This window comes from Uliginosibacterium sediminicola (assembly GCF_039631295.1).
In the GTDB taxonomy this organism is placed as follows: domain Bacteria; phylum Pseudomonadota; class Gammaproteobacteria; order Burkholderiales; family Rhodocyclaceae; genus Viridibacterium; species Viridibacterium sediminicola.
The window spans coordinates 523860-539938 of the sequence record NZ_JBDIVE010000001.1 but is presented as its reverse complement, the minus strand read 5'-3'; the positions used below and the strand labels follow the sequence as shown (position 1 = coordinate 539938).

16 protein-coding genes are annotated in these 16079 nt (G+C 62.4%); 13 read left to right on the top strand and 3 right to left on the bottom strand.

From position 1 onward, the window contains the following. Positions 1–44: 44 nt before the first annotated feature. The 4 genes from ubiE (at position 45) to ABDB84_RS02540 (ending at position 3447) form a co-directional block, all read left to right on the top strand. Positions 45–782 carry a bifunctional demethylmenaquinone methyltransferase/2-methoxy-6-polyprenyl-1,4-benzoquinol methylase UbiE gene (ubiE, locus tag ABDB84_RS02555; protein WP_345918109.1) on the top strand — a complete coding sequence of 246 codons (738 nt, stop codon included), beginning with the start codon at positions 45–47 and terminating at the stop codon, positions 780–782. A 116-nt stretch (positions 783–898) separates the two neighbouring features. Beyond that, positions 899–1768, top strand: coding sequence for a Tim44 domain-containing protein (locus ABDB84_RS02550; protein ID WP_345918108.1), 870 nt, complete (start codon positions 899–901; stop codon positions 1766–1768). A 65-nt stretch (positions 1769–1833) separates the two neighbouring features. After that, entirely contained in the window at positions 1834–2409 is a 576-nt protein-coding gene (locus ABDB84_RS02545; RefSeq protein WP_345918107.1) for a ubiquinone biosynthesis accessory factor UbiJ, read from the top strand. A 48-nt stretch (positions 2410–2457) separates the two neighbouring features. After that, positions 2458–3447, top strand: a complete 990-nt coding sequence (locus ABDB84_RS02540; RefSeq protein ID WP_345918106.1) for a LysR substrate-binding domain-containing protein — start codon at positions 2458–2460, stop codon at positions 3445–3447. Between the two features lie 33 nt (positions 3448–3480). On the opposite strand, the gene uraD is transcribed toward ABDB84_RS02540, so the two are convergent. Further along, complete coding sequence (uraD, locus tag ABDB84_RS02535) at positions 3481–3993, bottom strand: 2-oxo-4-hydroxy-4-carboxy-5-ureidoimidazoline decarboxylase (RefSeq protein ID WP_345918105.1); 513 nt, start codon at positions 3991–3993, stop codon at positions 3481–3483. A 319-nt stretch (positions 3994–4312) separates the two neighbouring features. On the opposite strand from uraD, the gene ABDB84_RS02530 reads away from it, so the two are divergent. The 9 genes from ABDB84_RS02530 to puuE all read left to right on the top strand — a co-directional run bounded on the left by ABDB84_RS02530 (position 4313) and on the right by puuE (position 12717). Continuing rightward, positions 4313–5296, top strand: a complete 984-nt coding sequence (locus tag ABDB84_RS02530; protein ID WP_345918104.1) for an ABC transporter ATP-binding protein — start codon at positions 4313–4315, stop codon at positions 5294–5296. 76 nt (positions 5297–5372) lie between these two features. Then, positions 5373–6662, top strand: coding sequence for an ABC transporter substrate-binding protein (locus tag ABDB84_RS02525; protein ID WP_345918103.1), 1290 nt, complete (start codon positions 5373–5375; stop codon positions 6660–6662). Between the two features lie 75 nt (positions 6663–6737). Continuing rightward, positions 6738–7631, top strand: a complete 894-nt coding sequence (locus ABDB84_RS02520; RefSeq protein WP_345918102.1) for an ABC transporter permease — start codon at positions 6738–6740, stop codon at positions 7629–7631. Further along, positions 7631–8521 (top strand): ABC transporter permease, encoded by an 891-nt coding sequence (locus ABDB84_RS02515; protein ID WP_345918101.1) that lies wholly within the window; start codon positions 7631–7633, stop codon positions 8519–8521. The genes ABDB84_RS02520 and ABDB84_RS02515 overlap by 1 nt, the downstream gene beginning before the upstream one ends. Beyond that, complete coding sequence (locus ABDB84_RS02510; protein ID WP_345918100.1) at positions 8518–9213, top strand: GntR family transcriptional regulator; 696 nt, start codon at positions 8518–8520, stop codon at positions 9211–9213. Before ABDB84_RS02515 ends, ABDB84_RS02510 begins: the two co-directional genes overlap by 4 nt. Before the next feature lie 6 nt (positions 9214–9219). Then, positions 9220–9942 carry an aspartate/glutamate racemase family protein gene (locus ABDB84_RS02505; protein WP_345918099.1) on the top strand — a complete coding sequence of 241 codons (723 nt, stop codon included), beginning with the start codon at positions 9220–9222 and terminating at the stop codon, positions 9940–9942. A gap of 95 nt (positions 9943–10037) precedes the next feature. Beyond that, a complete protein-coding gene (gene uraH, locus ABDB84_RS02500; protein WP_345918098.1) occupies positions 10038–10385 on the top strand; it encodes a hydroxyisourate hydrolase in 348 nt (115 codons plus the stop codon). A gap of 148 nt (positions 10386–10533) precedes the next feature. Beyond that, the gene (locus ABDB84_RS02495) at positions 10534–11721 is read left to right on the top strand and encodes a urate hydroxylase PuuD (protein ID WP_345918097.1); all 1188 of its coding nucleotides are present in this window, start codon (positions 10534–10536) and stop codon (positions 11719–11721) included. 66 nt (positions 11722–11787) lie between these two features. Continuing rightward, a complete protein-coding gene (gene puuE / locus ABDB84_RS02490; protein WP_345918096.1) occupies positions 11788–12717 on the top strand; it encodes an allantoinase PuuE in 930 nt (309 codons plus the stop codon). A gap of 3 nt (positions 12718–12720) precedes the next feature. Here the strand turns inward: puuE and ABDB84_RS02485 are convergent, their stop codons facing one another. Beyond that, entirely contained in the window at positions 12721–14112 is a 1392-nt protein-coding gene (locus tag ABDB84_RS02485) for an efflux transporter outer membrane subunit (protein WP_345918095.1), read from the bottom strand. Positions 14113–14114: 2 nt separating this feature from the next. Continuing rightward, a complete protein-coding gene (locus ABDB84_RS02480) occupies positions 14115–16076 on the bottom strand; it encodes a MacB family efflux pump subunit (protein ID WP_345918094.1) in 1962 nt (653 codons plus the stop codon). Positions 16077–16079 lie beyond the last annotated feature (3 nt).

The window sequence follows — 16079 nt, the reverse complement described above, 5'->3', positions numbered from 1 at the left end:
CGGCTAGAATAGGCGCCTACGCCTTCAGAATCGAGTATGCCCACATGAGCGAGCACAACACCCACTTTGGTTTCGAGACCGTGCCTGAAACCGAGAAGGCACGTCGCGTCGCCGGCGTGTTTTCCTCCGTCGCCAGCAAGTACGACATCATGAACGATCTGATGTCGGGCGGCATGCACCGCCTGTGGAAGGCGTTCACGATCCAGATCGCCAATGTGCGCGAAGGCGAGCGCGTGCTTGACATCGCTGGCGGCACGGCCGACCTGTCGCTGGCCTTCGCCAAGAAAGTCGGTCGCTCCGGCCAGGTGTGGCTCACCGACATCAACAATGCGATGCTCACCGTTGGCCGCGACCGCACGACCGACAAGGGCTTCCTGCTGCCGGTCGCGCAGTGCGATGCGGAAAAGCTGCCTTTCCCCGACAATCATTTCGACCTCGTTACCGTCGCTTTCGGTCTGCGCAACATGACGCACAAGGATGTCGCACTGGCCGAGATGCGCCGTGTGCTGCGTCCCGGCGGCCGTCTGCTGGTGCTGGAGTTCTCGAAGATCTGGGAGCCGCTCTCGAAGGCCTATGACCTATACTCCTTCAAGGTCCTGCCCTGGCTGGGCCAGAAGGTTGCGGGTGACGCCGAGAGCTACAAGTACCTCGCCGAGTCGATCCGCATGCACCCGGATCAGGAAACCCTCAAGCAGATGCTGGCCGACGCTGGCTTGGCGCGCACCGAGTATTTCAACCTCGCTGCAGGCGCTGTCGCCCTGCATCGCGGCTACAAACTCTGAGCGCAGTTCAGGCGCAGTCAAGGCTCAGTTAAGGCTATCACGCTGCGACTTGAACTTTGTGGCTGCGGCCGCATCTAACAGACATGTGGCCAATCGGCCGCTTTACGGAGACTCTCATGTTCAAGCGCGCCTTGCTCGCTGTTTTCCTTGTTTTCAGTGCCGTCGGTATCTCGATCGAGACCGCTGAAGCCAAACGCCTCGGTGGCGGTGGCTCGACTGGCATGCAGCGCTCGATTCCGCAGCGCCAGGCCATGCCGCCCAGCTACCAGCAACGTCAACCGGCGGCTGCGCCTGCGGCGGCTCCGGCTCCCCAACAAAGCGGCTGGCGTCGCTGGGCAGGTCCGCTCGCCGGTCTGGCTGCCGGTATCGGTCTGGCTGCGCTGATGTCGCATCTGGGTCTCGGTGCGGACTTTGCCAATCTGCTGCTGCTGGTCATTGGTGGCGTGATCGTCTTTGCCCTGCTGCGTCGTTTCCTGAAGCCGCGTACGCCGCAACCTGCGACGGCTGCTGGTCCGGCCTGGCAACAACAGGCGCCGGCACAGTATGAAGCTGCGCCGCAGGCTGCTGGTGGTGGCGCCTATGCCGCTGCGGCAACGGGACAAGCACCCAATATCCCGGCAGATTTTGATGTGCCTGCTTTCACGCGTCAGGCCAAGGTGAACTTCATTCGTCTGCAGGCCGCCAACGATGCCGGCAATCTTGAAGACATCCGTGAGTTCACGACGCCCGAGATGTTTGCCGAGATCAAGCTTGATATCGACTCGCGGCGCGGTGCCACGCAGAAGACCGATGTCGTGGTGCTTGAAGCCGATGTGATCGAAGTCGTCGAAGAAGCCAATCGCTATATCACGACGGTGCGCTTCTACGGCTCGCTGCGCGAAGAGGCAGGTGCCCCGCCGGCGCCCTTCGACGAAGTCTGGCATCTGAGCAAGCCGCGTGATGGTGCCCACGGCTGGACCTTGGCCGGTATCCAGCAAGTGCTGTGATCGCGCGCTGCCGATAGATCAAACCCCCGCCGCGTGCGGGGGTTTTCTTTTGTTAAAGTGGCGTCATGCCGATCTCTTTTCTTCAAGGCGCAGCCCTGCGCCCCATCAACCATCTGCTGCGTTCCGCCGACTGGGCACGCAAGGCCTTGGGCGAACATGCGGGTAAAGCAGCTGAAGTCCGGCTCGCGAGCATCACGCTGCGTATGCGGGTGAGCGCCAGCGGTGAGCTTGATCCTCTGGAAGCGGATGCACAGCCGGATGTGCGCATCGAACTGCCCGCAGCGGCCCTGAGCAGCTTGCCTGCCAGCAGCGCGGAGCTGCTCAGTCAGGCCCGCATCGAAGGCGATGCCGGTTTTGCCGAGACGATTGCACGGATTGCGCGGCACCTGCGTCCGGACATCGGTGGCGCGCTGAGCCCCGTGATGGGGCAGGCTTTGGCGCATCGTGCCGAGCGGGGTCTTGAACAGCTGCTCAACAATGCGCAGGATGGCGCCCGCCGTCTGGAGCAGAATCTGCGCGAATATGCGGCGGAAACCCGAGCGCCGACGGTGGCGAGAGCCGAGTTCGCGGCGTTCACCGAGTCACTGCAGGAAGTCCAGGACGCGCTGCACAAGCTGGCGCAACGTGCGGAAAAACTATAACGGGAATACGTTTTGCTTTATGAAGCTCATCACTTCAGGGAGCAAGCCATGTCACACACCCCAAGCTGGGAGTCGGTGGACGTTCATCTACTCAGGGTGCTGCACGCACTGTTGATCGAGTGCAGCGTCTCGCGTGCGGCGCGGCGCCTGAACCAGTCGCAGCCGGCCGTGAGCACGGCCCTGCGCCGTCTGCGCGAGCTGACCGGTGATCCGCTGCTGGTGCGCAGCAAGAACGGCATGACGCCGACCGAGCGGGGCGCCTCGCTGCTGGAGCCGGTCAAGCAGGCGCTGGCCAATATCGAGAGCATCGTCGTCCATCAGACGCGCTTCGATCCGGCCACTACGCGCCGCGTCTTCAACATCGCCACGCCCGATTACCTGACGCCCAAGCTGCTCGGCCGCATCGTGGCGCGGATGCGCCGCATTGCGCCGCTGTCCCAGGTCATTTTCCATTCGCTCGGCCCGGATCAGGACTTCACCACGGCGCTGGAGAGTGGCGAGCTCGATGTGATCATCGGCAACTGGCCGCAACCGCCCGAGCAGCTGCGCATCTCGCCGCTCTTTGAGGATGAGGTGGTGTGTCTGATGCGCGCCGATCACCCGTTGGTTGACCGGCCGCTGACCATGAAGCACTACATCGAGGCCGAGCACGTCGCGCCGACGCCCTACTGTGTCGGCCGCCGTGGCGTCATCGACATGCATCTGGCGCGCGAGCGCCTCAAGCGCAATATCGTGGCCTGGGTGCCGTACTTCAATCTCGCGCCTTATATGCTGCTGGAATCAGACATGATCTTTACCAGCCCGCGCATGCTGGCCGAGCACTACGCCCGCCTGCTGCCGCTGGCCATCGCGCGCTCGCCGATCGATTTCCCGCCGATGAACTTCTATCTGTTGTGGCACGACCGTACCCACCACGCCGAGGAAGCGCGCTGGTTCCGCGAGCAGATCGTGTCTGTGGCGCGCCAGCATTCCAGCAAGCCGGCGCACGCCGCACCGAGCTTGCCGCTGCGTCTGCACGGCATGCCGATGGCGGTCTGATCTGCTCCTGAGTGCTGCGCTTCTTCCGGCGCCTCAGCTCTCGCTGACGCGTTCGGCGAGGCGCAGCGCAGCGATGCGCTCGATCTGGCGCAGCGCTTCCTGAAACTCATCGGCCGGCGTATTGCCCAGGCGCTCGGCAAAGCGCTCGATGATCTGCGCGCGGTCGTAGCCGCGTACCGCCAGGATGAACGGGAAGCCGAACTTGCTGCGGTAATCGGCATTGAGCGTCTGCAGGCGCGCGAACTCTTCGGGTGAGCAGGCGTCCAGGCGCGCACCGCTTTGTTCGCGGCTTGATTCCGCCGTCAGTTCGCCACGCACAGCGGCTTTGCCCGCCAGTTCTGGGTGGGCGCAGATGAGCTGCAGCTGCTCGGCCTGGCTCGCGCTGTACATGCTCTCGGCGAGTGCGGCCAGCAGGGCCGCGCGATTCGCGAAAGGTGCGCGCTGCCAGGCGCGTTCGGCTACCCACGGCGAGTGTTCAAAGATGCCTTCCAGCGCGGCCACGAATTCTTGCTGTGGCAGTTGCGACAGGGCGTGGGCGGAAATCATGCGTAACTCTCCATTGGCGGCTGCCTCGATGTTTGCGTAGAGCTTAGGCAATCGCGGCTTGGGCGCATAGACAGACGCTCTTATATCTCCATTCAGACGGCAAGCATATTGATGCATCGCAGCGCGTTGTGGTCGTGCCTCATAAAGAGTCATGCAGGGCTACGCTCTGCACACTATGTGTGCATTTTTTCTAAAAATTGTATGCAAAGCTGAGCTGGGTGCGCTTGTCCGATCTTGATCCCAGCGTTTTTTCGCATGGCATGGACGGTGCTTGGCTTGCCCGAGTCGCAGGACGACAAGTATTTTCTCCGGGGGACCTATGTCGGGAAATCTTGAGCTCATCAAGCTCAGCAAACGCTACGGTGATGTCACCGCAGTCGACGCCATCGATCTGAACATCCCGGCGGGAAGTTACTGTTGTCTGCTGGGGCCGTCCGGCTGTGGCAAGACCTCGACCCTGCGCATGATCGCCGGCCACGAGGAAGCCAGTGATGGCGACATCCTGCTCGGTAACCGCAATATCACCGTCTTGCCGGCCGCTGCGCGCGGAACGGCGATGATGTTTCAGAGCTACGCCCTGTTTCCGCATCTGACGGCGCAGGAGAACGTCGCCTTCAGCCTCAAGATGCGCGGCGTGGCCAAGGCCGAGCGTCTGCAGCGTGCGCTGGATCTGCTCGAACGCGTTGATATGGCGCGCTACGCACAGCGCAAGCCCGCCGAGCTATCGGGCGGCCAGCAGCAGCGTGTGGCGCTGGCGCGCGCGCTCATTACCGAACCGCAGGTGCTCTTGCTCGACGAACCGCTGTCGGCGCTCGACCCTTTCCTGCGCATCCGCATGCGTGCCGAGCTCAAACGCTGGCAGCTGGAGCTCGGATTCACTTTCGTGCACGTCACACACTCGCAGGAAGAGGCGATGGCGCTGGCCGACCAGGTTGTGGTGATGAACCACGGCCGCATCGAGCAGGTGGCGACGCCGCACGATCTGTTCAATGCGCCGGTGTCGGAATTCGTTGCCCGCTTCATGGGCGGCCACAACATCCTGCGTCTGGGTGATCAGATGATTGCTGTGCGCTCGGACCACATGCGTCTGGCGGACGCACCGATTGCCGATCAGTCGCTGCCGGCGACGGTGCGTGCCGTCGAATACCAAGGCAGTTATGTGCTGGTTTCCTTGTTCAGCGAACTGAGTGATGAGCTGTCGGTGATGGTGCCGGAGGCCGAGTTCTACAACATGCCCTGCGAGCTGGGGCGGCAATTGCAGGTCAGCTGGCGCGCGCAGGATGCGCACGCACTCGCCAGCTAGTACATCAGCATGGATTTCCAGGCAGCGTTTGCATCATGCAGAGGCCGCCGCTTCTTAACGACAGATGGAGAGTACTATGGCAGAGCATGATTCGGATTCGTCCAGCAAGACCGGGCAGGCGCACGACGCAAGCCGTCGCACCCTGCTCAAGGCGGGTGCTGCAGCCGTGGCAATCACCGGCTTCCCTTATGTGAAGGCGAGCGAAAAGCTTGTTCTGCGCTATCTGGGTACCGCCGTCAATCAAGACAAGGCGATTGCCGAGAAATTCAAGGCGGATACCGGCATCGAGATCCAGTACATCCCGGTGACGACTGATGAAGTGACCAAGCGCGCCGTGACGGCGCCGAATTCCTTCGACCTGATCGATACCGAATTCTTCTCGCTGAAGAAGATCCTGCCGACGGGCAATCTGCTGGCCATCGACACCAAGCGGATCAAGAACGCCGACAAGATCACCACGCTGTTCACCAAGGGTGAAGTGGCGGGCAAGAAAGTCGGTGACCAAGGGACTGCGCCAAAGAAAGTCATGTTCGTCGAAGGGCCGGGCGCCAAGAAGTTCTCTGCCACGCCGACGCAATTCATGACCCTCATTCCGACGGTCTACAACGCCGACACGCTGGGCATTCGTCCCGACCTGATCAAGCGCCCGATCGACTCCTGGAAAGAGCTGCTCAACCCTGAATTCAAGGGCAAGGCCGCCATTCTGAATATCCCTTCGATCGGCATCATGGACGCTGCGATGGTGGTCGAAGCCATGGGCATCCACAAATACGCCGACAAGGGCAACATGACCAAGGCCGAGATCGACCTGACCATCAAGACCCTGATCGAAGCCAAGAAGGCCGGCCAGTTCCGCGCGCTGTGGAAGGACTTCAACGAATCGGTGAACCTGATGGCCTCCGGTGAGGTGGTGATCCAGTCGATGTGGTCGCCAGCCGTGACCGCGGTGCGTACCAAGGGCATCCCCTGTACCTTCCAGCCGCTCAAGGAAGGCTATCGCGCCTGGGCGGCAGGCTTTGGCGTGCCCAAGACGGTCAGCGGCAAGAAGGCCGACGCGGTGTATGAATTCATCAACTGGTTCCTCGATGGCTGGGCGGGTGCCTACCTCAACCGCCAGGGCTACTACAGTGCGGTGCTGGAGACCGCCAAGGCGCAGATGGAGGCCTATGAGTGGGCGTACTGGATGGAAGGCAAGGCGGCGACCAAGGACATCAAGTCGCCCAATGGCGAGCTGCTGGCCAAGGCCGGCTCGGTGCGGGATGGTGGCTCGTACGAGCAGCGCATGGGCGGCATCGCTTGCTGGAACGCGGTGATGGACGAGAACGAGTACATGGTCAAGAAGTGGAACGAGTTCGTCGCAGCCTGAGCTGAGTAATGCAGTCTGCATGGCGATGATCGCCATGCAGACTGCCGTGTGCGTGATGAAAACCGGAACAAGTGCATGTCTGCAAGCCTGAAAAAACTGCTCTCCCGTGGTGCGCCAGCCTGGCTGCAGGCCGGGCCTTATGCGCTGGTGTTCGTGCTGTTCTTCATCCTGCCCCTGGTGCTGATCGTCGCGGTGAGTTTCTGGGATGCCACTGAATACGAGATGATTCCGGCCTTCACGCCGAAGAACTATCTGGCCATCTTCGAAGGCTGCAGCAATGCATCGGATCTCTGCGTCACCTTAAAAACCTATTATTCGACGCTGAAATTCTGCTTCCTGGCCTGGTTTTTCACCCTCGTGATCGGCTTCACGGTGGCGTACTTCCTCGCCTTCCATGTGCGCACGACGGCAATGCAGACGGTGCTGTTCCTGCTGTGCACGATTCCGTTCTGGACCTCCAATGTCATCCGCATGATCTCGTGGGTGCCCTTGCTGGGACGCAATGGCCTGATCAATGATTTCCTGATGCATACGCATCTGGTGTCGCAGCCGCAGGACTGGCTGTTGTTCTCGTCGTTCTCGGTGGTATTGGCCTTCATCCACCTGTTCACGATTTTCATGATCGTGCCGATCTTCAATTCGATGATGCGTATCGACCGTTCCCTGCTGGAGGCGGCGCTGGATGCCGGCGCCACGCCCTGGCAGACGCTGTGGAATGTGATCGTGCCCTTGTCACGTACCGGCATCATCATCGGTTCGATCTTCGTCATCACCATCGTCATGGGGGACTTTGTCACCATCGGCGTGATGGGCGGGCAGCAGATCGCCTCGGTGGGCAAGATCATCCAGGTACAGACCAGCTATCTGCAGTTTCCGCTGGCGGCGGCCAATGCGGTAATCCTGTTGCTGGTCGTGTTGATGATCATCTGGGCGCTGACGCGTCTGGTCGATATCCGCAAGGAGCTGTGATGAACGATAAACGCGGTTTCAGCTTCTATGCCCTGGCAGCTTTTTTCGCCTTGTTCCTGTTATTTCTTTACGGTCCGACGATCACCATCTTCATTCTCAGCTTCCAGGGGCCGGAGGGCGGTTTGACCTTCCCGATGCGTGGGGTGTCGTTGCACTGGTTCTCCAAGTTGATGGAAGGCGTCGGCGTCGTCGATATAGGCGCGGCCTTCATGCGCTCGCTCAAGCTGGGGCTGCTCGTCACCGCGCTGACCGTGCTGCTCTCGGTCAGCGCAGCGCTGGCTTTCCGAAAACGCATGCGTGGTGCCAATGTGCTGTTCTATGTTGCGGTGGCGAGTCTGATCATGCCGTCCATCATCGTCTCGCTGGGCGTGGGTTTGTCCTTCCGTCTGCTCGACACGGCGCTCAAGTTCCTCTTTGACTGGGCCGGCTGGACCGGCATGAGTGAGAGCTTCACCACCACCATGGGGCTTTACACCTCGGCACTGGGCGCGCAGCTGACTTGGACACTCCCGTTTGGCCTGCTGGTCATGTTTGCGGTGTTCAATCGTTTTAACAGCGCGTATGAAGAGGCCGCGCTCGATCTGGGCGCCACGCCCTGGCAGAGCTTTCGTCACGTCGTGCTGCCCTTGATCGCGCCCTCGGTGGTGGGCGTCGGCATGTTCGGCTTCACCTTGTCCTGGGATGAAATCGCGCGCTCCTCGCAAGCCATCGGCGACCTCAATACCTTGCCGCTGGAATTGCAAGGCCTCACCACCACAGTCACCACGCCGGTGATCTACGCGCTGGGAACGCTGACCACGGCAATCTCCTTTTTGGTCGTGGGGCTTGCCATTGGCATCATGGCCCTGGTGCGCCGCCGTGCGCGCGGCAGAAAGCTGCAGGCGACATGAGCGAGTCGCTCGCCGAGGCGCCGATCAGCGATGCGGACATTTATGATCGCATCGTCGATGCCGTGCTTGATCATCGTCTGGCGCCCGGCACCAAGCTGGTCGAGGAGAAGCTTGGCCGCGCCTTCGGCGTCTCGCGCACGCGCATCCGTCAGGTGCTGATCCGCTTGGCCGCCGAGCAGCTGGTGGTGCTCACCCACAATCGCGGCGCCTCAGTGAGTTGCCCCACGCCTGAAGAAGCGCATGAAGTGTTCGGTGCGCGCCAGCTGATCGAGCCGAGTATTGTCGAGGCCTGCATGAGTCGCGCTCAGCCGCGTGATTTTGCGACCCTCTCACGTCTCATCAGCGATGAGGAGTCCGCACGCCGCGCCGGCAAGCGGCGTGTGGCGATTCGTCTGTCCGGCGATTTTCATCTGACGATTGCGGCCATCGCCGCCAATCGCACGCTGGAGAAGATGCTGCGTGAGCTGATCTCGCGCACCTCGCTGATCCTCATGACTTACGAAAGCGCACCCGCGCATGCGCCCGGTTGTGGCTGCGAGGCGCACACCGAGTTGCTGGCGGCGATGAATGCGGGCGATGTGCGCAGCGCCAAATCGCTGATGAAGCGCCATCTCGCCCAACTCGAACGCAACCTGCACTTCGTCAGCGACGAACCGGACAGTGCGGATCTCGAAACCCTGTTCGCGCCCTAACCGACGATGCCACGCGCACTGATCATCAATCCGAATACCTCAGACAAGGTCACGCAGATCCTCAGTGATCACATCGCCTCGCATCTGCCTGCCGATTGGCAGTTGCTGCGCGCGACGGCGCGTTTCGGTGCCGATTACATTGCGTCGGAGGCCAGCTACGCCATTTCTGCGCACGCCTGTCTCGATGCCTTCGCACCGCATGCCGGGCAATGCGATGCGGTATTGATTGGCTGCTTTGGTGATCCGGGCATCGAAGCGCTGCGCGAGTTGGCCGGCGTGCCGGTGATCGGCCTGGCCGAAGCGGCGATGCAGGAGGCCGCCCGCTACGGGCGCTTTGCCATCGTCACCGGCGGACAGCGCTGGCCGGCGATCCTGCAGCGCCGCGCCCAGGCTGCCGGCCTGGCCGCGCAGCTGGCCGATATCCGCATCGTGCCGGCGTCCGGTGCCGAGCTCGCTGCGCGACCGGATTACGCACGGCAGGTGTTGGGCGAACTGTGCCTGCAGATCATGGAGGCCCAGCCTGTCGATGCCATCGTGCTCGGCGGCGCCGCGTTGGCGGGGCTGGGGGATGTATTGGCTGAAGAGCTTGGTTTGGCGGTGGTCGACAGCGTCAGTGCTGCGGCGCGTGCCTTGCAAGCCAGTGCTGCTGCAGGATGTGCGGACGCAGATCGCGACGGCGCGCAGTACAGCGGCGTCTCTGATGTTTTGCGCGAGTTTTTGCGCGGATAGGGGCTCACTATGCCCGGCCTGCGATAGGCTCTATTCAACTGCTGAGCGGGTAGCGTCCCTATAATCGAATCACGCAATCTGGAGCAAGAAAAGCTATGGGCCGCCTGACTACACATGTGCTCGATACCGCTAACGGCTGTCCGGCCGCCAATATGGGCTTTGCCCTCTATCGTGCCGGCGAGTCGAGCCCCATCGTGAGTGGCCGCACCAATGCCGATGGCCGCTGCGATGCCCCTTTGCTGCAGGCCGATCAGATGTTGCCCGGCAAGTATTCCTTGCGCTTCGAGGTGGCGGACTATTTTGGCGCGCGCGGCACGACGCAGTCGGAGCCGCCCTTCCTCGACGTGGTGACGCTGGACTTCGGCATTGCCGATGCCACCGCGCACTACCACGTACCGCTGCTGGTTTCGCCCTGGAGTTACAGCACCTACCGCGGCAGCTGAGCGCAGGACACAGGTATTTGAAGCAGGCATCGGCGCGCGCAGGCGCGGGCGCGATGCGTGCTTCACACAAGACACGACGAAATCGGGTTGAGCCGGGTCGTGTGGGCCCCCAACACACCAAGCGGGGCCTGTTTCAAGGGAGTCACACGTGGATACTTCTTACCTTATCGACGCCGTCAGCATGCTGCTGCGTTGGTTGCATCTGATCGTCGGCATCGCCTGGATCGGCGCTTCGTTCTACTTCGTCTATCTGGACAACAGCCTCAAACCGCCAACCGACCCCAAGCTCAAGGAAGCGGGCGTCGGCGGTGAAATGTGGGCCATGCACGGCGGCGGTTTCTACAATCCGCAGAAATACACCAATGCGCCCAAGACGCTGCCGGAGGACCTGCACTTTTTCTTCTGGCCTTCGTATTCCACCTGGATTACCGGCTTCCTGCTGATCTCGGTGCTGTATTACTTTCAGGCATCGACCTACATGGTCGACCCGAGCATCTCGGCGATCACGCCCTTGCAGTCGGTCGGCATCGGCCTGGGTACGCTGGTGATTGGCTGGGTGGTCTACGACCAGCTCGCACGGGTGCTGATCGAACGCAGCCAGTTGCTGTTTGCAATCATCTACGTGGCCTTTGTGACGGTGGTGGCCTATGTGCTGACCCATCTGCTGTCCGGCCGAGCGGCCTACATCCATGTCGGCGCGATGATCGCCACGACGATGAGCGCCAATGTGTTCTTCTGGATCATCCCGGCGCAGCGCAAGCAGGTGGCGACGATGAAGCTCGGTGGTGAGGTTGACCCGATCTGGGGCAAGCGCGCCAAGCAGCGCAGCTACCACAACAACTACCTGACCCTGCCGGTGCTGTTCGCGATGATCAGCAACCACTACGCCAGCACCTACAACCATCCGCATGCCTGGCTGGTGCTGATGCTGATCATGCTCGGCAGTGTGCTGATCCGTCACTTTTTCAATCTGCGTCACAAGGGCGTCTATCGCTGGGAGTTCCCGATTGTGGGCATGGCGATCATTCTCGCCGTGCTGGTGTGGATTGCGCCGAAGCATCAGCAGGTTGATAGCACCCAAGCTGCGCCCAGCCTGACGGAGATTGCGGCCATCGCGCAGGCGCGCTGTAGCGCTTGCCACGCCGACAAGCCGAGCATCATGCCGGTGGCGCAAGCTGGCGTGAAACTCGATACGCCGGAGCGCGTCAAGCAGTTCGCCCAGCGCGTGTACGAGCGCTCGGTACAGCTCAAGAACATGCCGCTGGGCAACGTTACCGGCATGACCGACGAGGAGCGCGCCAAGATCGGCGCCTGGTATCTCGCGGGTGCTAAATAAGATAAGGTTGCCCGCTTGAGGCGTCGTGCGCGCAGCATGACGCCGGTCTCACAAGGGCTCGAGAAAATGGACAAAAATTATCCGCGCGACCTCATCGGTTATGGTCGCAATCCGCCGCATGCCAACTGGCCGGGCAAGGCGAGGATCGCCGTGCAATTCGTCCTCAACTACGAGGAGGGCGGCGAAAACAGCGTGCTGCATGGCGACGCTGGCAGCGAGCAGTTCCTCTCCGAGATGTTCAATCCGCCAGCCTTCGCCGATCGCCACATGTCAATGGAGTCGATCTACGAATATGGCTCGCGTGTCGGCGTGTGGCGCCTGCTGCGCGAGTTCGAAAAGCGTGGCCTGCCGCTGACCGTGTTCGGTGTATCGATGGCGCTTGAGCGGCATCCCGAGCTGACCGCGGCGTTCAAGGAACTCGGCCACGAAATCGCCTGCCATGGCTGGCGCTGGATTCACTACCAGAACATCGACGAGGCGACCGAGCGCGAACACATGCGCATCGGGATGGAAATCATCGAGCGCCTCACCGGCGAACGTGCGCTGGGTTGGTACACCGGACGTGACTCACCGAATACGCATCGCCTGGTGGCCGACTACGGCGGCTTCCTCTACGACAGCGATTACTACGGTGATGACCTGCCGTTCTGGTTGCCCGTGCAAAAGAGCGACGGCTTCATGGCACAGCAGCTGATCGTACCCTATACGCTTGACGTCAATGACATGCGCTTCAGCCTGCCGCAAGGCTATTCGCAAGGCGAGGATTTCTTCACCTATCTGCGCGACAGTTTCGATGTGCTGTACGCCGAGGGCGAAGAGTCACCAAAGATGCTCAGCATCGGCATGCACTGCCGCCTGCTCGGTCGTCCGGGGCGCTTGCGCGCACTGCAGAAATTCCTCGACTACATCGAGCGGCATGACCGTGTATGGGTATGCCGCCGTGTGGACATCGCCCGTCACTGGCACGAGCACTTTCCGGCGCCCGTGCTGCGCTGAGTTTCAGGGCGCATCGAGAGTCGCACTGCCGCCGAGGGCCAGCACCAGGCTGACATGATTGCTCAGCCGGTTGTAATGGTTCTCGGCCAGCGCGTTCTCGGCCGTGCGGCGCGTTTCCTGCGCGTCCAGCCAGGACTGCAGAGTTGCACCACCGGCGCGGTAGCGCACTTCATAGAGCCGTTCGATTTCACGCGCTGCCTTGAGTGAGGTTTGCAGCGCTTGCGCCTGCGCGGCGTACTGCTGGCGCGCCGACAAGGCATTGTTGACGTCTCCCAGCGCGGTGTAGAGCGTCTGGCGGAAATTGACCACGGCAATGTCATAGTCAGCTTGGGCGACCTTGATGTTCAGCTGGGTCGTGGTCCATTGCAGAAAAGGCAGGCTCAGATTGCTGGCCAGGCTACCGAGCGGATTTTCCATCACGTGTCGCAGCGTATCGCTGCTGCTGCCCAGCGTACCGGTCAGGGTCAGTGCCGGGTAGAGACTGGCGCGCGTGGCGTCGGCGGTCGCCAGGGTACTGCGCAAGCGCAGCTCGGCAGCGCGCAGATCAGGCCGATTGGCGAGCAGGCTGGCCGGCAGACCGGCGTCCACGGCAGGCAGGGCACTTTGCGGCAATTGCGCAGGCAGGGGCGCGACGGGCGCGTCACCGTCGAGCAGCAGGGCCAATGAGTTAAGTGCTTCATTGCGCTGTTGTATCAGCTGGGTGTGGGACGCTTGCTGGCTGGCCAGGCTTTGTTCGGCCTGCAAGGTATCCAGCCCCGATGCGGCGCCGGCGGTTTGTTTGCTGCGCACCAGATCCAGCGTGCGCTGGGCATAGGCGACGCTGTCCTCGCTATGGCGGATGCGTTCGGCAAGATAGGCTTGCTGCCAGTACAGGCGCGCCATGCTGCCGCTCAGCGACAGCGCCGTGCTCTCGCGGTCCTGCGCGCTGGCCTGTGCTTCCCAGTTGCTGGCGTCGCGCTGGCTGCCAAGCTTGTTCCACAGATCGATTTCCCAGGCCGCTTGCAGCTGTGCGCTGGCGCTGCGGCTGGTGCTGCCCTGCTCGCGCAGCGAGCTCTGGGTCGATGTGCCCAGGCTGCCACTGAGCGTCGGCGTGAGTGCTTCGGCGCTGAGCCCGGCTTGCAGGCGCGCGCGCTGCAGTTTCAGCGTGGCGGCGGCCAGATCATTGTTGCGCGCCAGGCTTTGCTGGATCAGGGCATTCAGCGCCGGATCGCCAAAGGCTTGCCACCAGGCTTGCGTGACGGCGACGGCATTGCCTGAGGGCGCATCTTTGGCGTATTGCCACTGCGGCGCGATCTGGGCGGCCGGCGTGGTGTAGCTGCTGTGGATGCCGAGTGTCGTGCAGGCACTCAGGCTCAAGGCCAGTAACAGGGCCAGCGGAAGGGGGCGAAGCGTCATGTTCATTCTCGTGACAAGGCATCGATCGGGTTGAGCCGCGCGGCATTGCGCGCCGGCATGAAGCCGAAGACCAGGCCAATCAGGGTGGAGCAGGCGAAGGCGGCGATGATCGACCAGGCCGAATAGACCATGCTGAAGTCTGTGCTGACTTTGCTGACCAGCACGCCGACACAGCCTGCCAGCGCGACGCCCAGCATACCGCCGGCCAGGCAGACCAGCACGGCCTCGATCAGGAACTGCTGCATGATGTCGCTCTGCCGTGCGCCGACGGCCATGCGTACGCCAATCTCGCCGGTGCGCTCGGTCACTGAAACAAGCATGATGTTCATCACGCCGATACCGCCGACCACGAGCGAGATCACGGCGATCAGCGAGACCAGCAGGGTCATGGCTGCGGTTGTTTTTTCGATCGTCTGACGTATGCTGTCGGAATTGAAGGTAAATACATCCTTGCGACCGTGACGCAGGCTCAGCAGCTTGATGATGCCCTGCTCGGCGGCTGACGTGGATACGCCGTCGCGCACCCGCACGGTAATGCTCTTCAGATAGGCCTGGCCGGTAAGGCGACCCATTGCCGTGGTGTAGGGCGTCCAGATGTTGAGACTGCTGTTGTTGCCGAAGCCGCTTTCCTGCTTCTTGGTGACACCAATCACGCGCATCGGTACCTTGCCGAGCAGGATGATTTCACCGAGCACGCGTTGTTGCTTGCCGAACAGCTTGCTGCGCGTGTTGTCGTCGATCACCACCTCCTGCGCCAGACTCTGCTCGCTGCGCGTGTCAAAGGCGCTGCCCTCGGCCATCTTGAGGCCGCGCACGCGGAAGTATTGCGTGCCGACGCCGCTGACCTGAGCACTCGCCGCGACGTTGCCATAGCGCGCCACCAGAGTGCTCGACACACTAGGCGTGACGCTGTCGACATAGGCTTGCTCGGCCAGCGCCTGGGCATCGCTGGGCACCAGGGTGCGCACCGCGCCGGAGCGCTGATCGCCGAAGTCATTGCCGGGATAGACATCGATGGTGTTGGTGCCCATCGCCGAGATGTCCTTGAGGATGCGCTCGCGCGTGCCTTGTCCAAGCGCCACCACCGAGACCACCGAGGCAATGCCGATGATGATGCCGAGCATGGTCAGGAAGCTGCGCAGGCGATGGCTGACCAGCGCCAGCACCGACATGCGCAATGCTTCACCCAGGCGATCGCGCGTCGCCTGCCAGTTCGCTGCAGCAGGCGCGGCCGCCTTGAAGTCTTGCGCAGGGGGTTGCGATGCGGCTGTGTCGTCCGCTGCGCTGCTCCGGTCGGCGATGATGCGTCCGTCGCGGATCTCGATGATCCGTTTGGCATGCGCGGCGACCTGCATGTCGTGGGTGACGATGATGACGGTGTGGCCTTCGGCATGCAGTTCGCCGAGCAGCTTCATCACTTCCAGGCCGCTGTGACTGTCCAGCGCGCCGGAGGGCTCGTCGGCGAGGATCACCTGGCCACCATTCATCAGGGCTCGGGCGATACTGACGCGCTGTTGCTGGCCGCCGGAGAGCTGGCCTGGGCGGTGGCGCAGGCGCTCGCCCATGCCGAGCCGTTCGAGCAGCGCGCGGGCGCGCTGCTGACGCGCGTCCCGCGCCTTGCCGGCGTAGATGGCGGGGACTTCGGTATTGCCGACGGCATCGAGGTCGGGCAGCAGGTGGTAGCGCTGGAAGATGAAGCCGAAGTGCTCGCGACGCAGCTCGGCCAGCTCGTCGGCCAGCAGCTGTCCGGTTTCGCGGCCAGCGACGCGATAGCTGCCTTCGCTCGGTCGGTCCAGGCAGCCGAGGATGTTCATCAGCGTCGACTTGCCCGAGCCGGAGGCGCCGACGATAGCCACCATCTCGCCCGCGTCGATGCGCAGATTGACGTGATCGAGCACGCGCAGGCGCTGTTCGCCGGCCGGGTAGTCGCGACAGACGTCGCGCAGTTCAAGCAGTGCGGTCATGGA

Excerpts from the sequence above, each read along its gene's own strand:
- puuE (WP_345918096.1), top strand. The coding sequence starts at position 11,788 with ATGGACAAAAATTATCCGCGCGACCTCATCGGTTATGGTCGCAATCCG.
- ABDB84_RS02540 (WP_345918106.1), top strand. The coding sequence starts at position 2,458 with ATGTCACACACCCCAAGCTGGGAGTCGGTGGACGTTCATCTACTCAGG.
- ABDB84_RS02480 (WP_345918094.1), bottom strand. The coding sequence starts at position 16,076 with ATGACCGCACTGCTTGAACTGCGCGACGTCTGTCGCGACTACCCGGCC.
- ABDB84_RS02505 (WP_345918099.1), top strand. The coding sequence starts at position 9,220 with ATGCCACGCGCACTGATCATCAATCCGAATACCTCAGACAAGGTCACG.
- ABDB84_RS02525 (WP_345918103.1), top strand. The coding sequence starts at position 5,373 with ATGGCAGAGCATGATTCGGATTCGTCCAGCAAGACCGGGCAGGCGCAC.
- ubiE (WP_345918109.1), top strand. The coding sequence starts at position 45 with ATGAGCGAGCACAACACCCACTTTGGTTTCGAGACCGTGCCTGAAACC.
- uraD (WP_345918105.1), bottom strand. The coding sequence starts at position 3,993 with ATGATTTCCGCCCACGCCCTGTCGCAACTGCCACAGCAAGAATTCGTG.
- uraH (WP_345918098.1), top strand. The coding sequence starts at position 10,038 with ATGGGCCGCCTGACTACACATGTGCTCGATACCGCTAACGGCTGTCCG.
- ABDB84_RS02515 (WP_345918101.1), top strand. The coding sequence starts at position 7,631 with ATGAACGATAAACGCGGTTTCAGCTTCTATGCCCTGGCAGCTTTTTTC.
- ABDB84_RS02545 (WP_345918107.1), top strand. The coding sequence starts at position 1,834 with ATGCCGATCTCTTTTCTTCAAGGCGCAGCCCTGCGCCCCATCAACCAT.
- ABDB84_RS02520 (WP_345918102.1), top strand. The coding sequence starts at position 6,738 with ATGTCTGCAAGCCTGAAAAAACTGCTCTCCCGTGGTGCGCCAGCCTGG.
- ABDB84_RS02550 (WP_345918108.1), top strand. The coding sequence starts at position 899 with ATGTTCAAGCGCGCCTTGCTCGCTGTTTTCCTTGTTTTCAGTGCCGTC.
- ABDB84_RS02530 (WP_345918104.1), top strand. The coding sequence starts at position 4,313 with ATGTCGGGAAATCTTGAGCTCATCAAGCTCAGCAAACGCTACGGTGAT.
- ABDB84_RS02485 (WP_345918095.1), bottom strand. The coding sequence starts at position 14,112 with ATGACGCTTCGCCCCCTTCCGCTGGCCCTGTTACTGGCCTTGAGCCTG.
- ABDB84_RS02510 (WP_345918100.1), top strand. The coding sequence starts at position 8,518 with ATGAGCGAGTCGCTCGCCGAGGCGCCGATCAGCGATGCGGACATTTAT.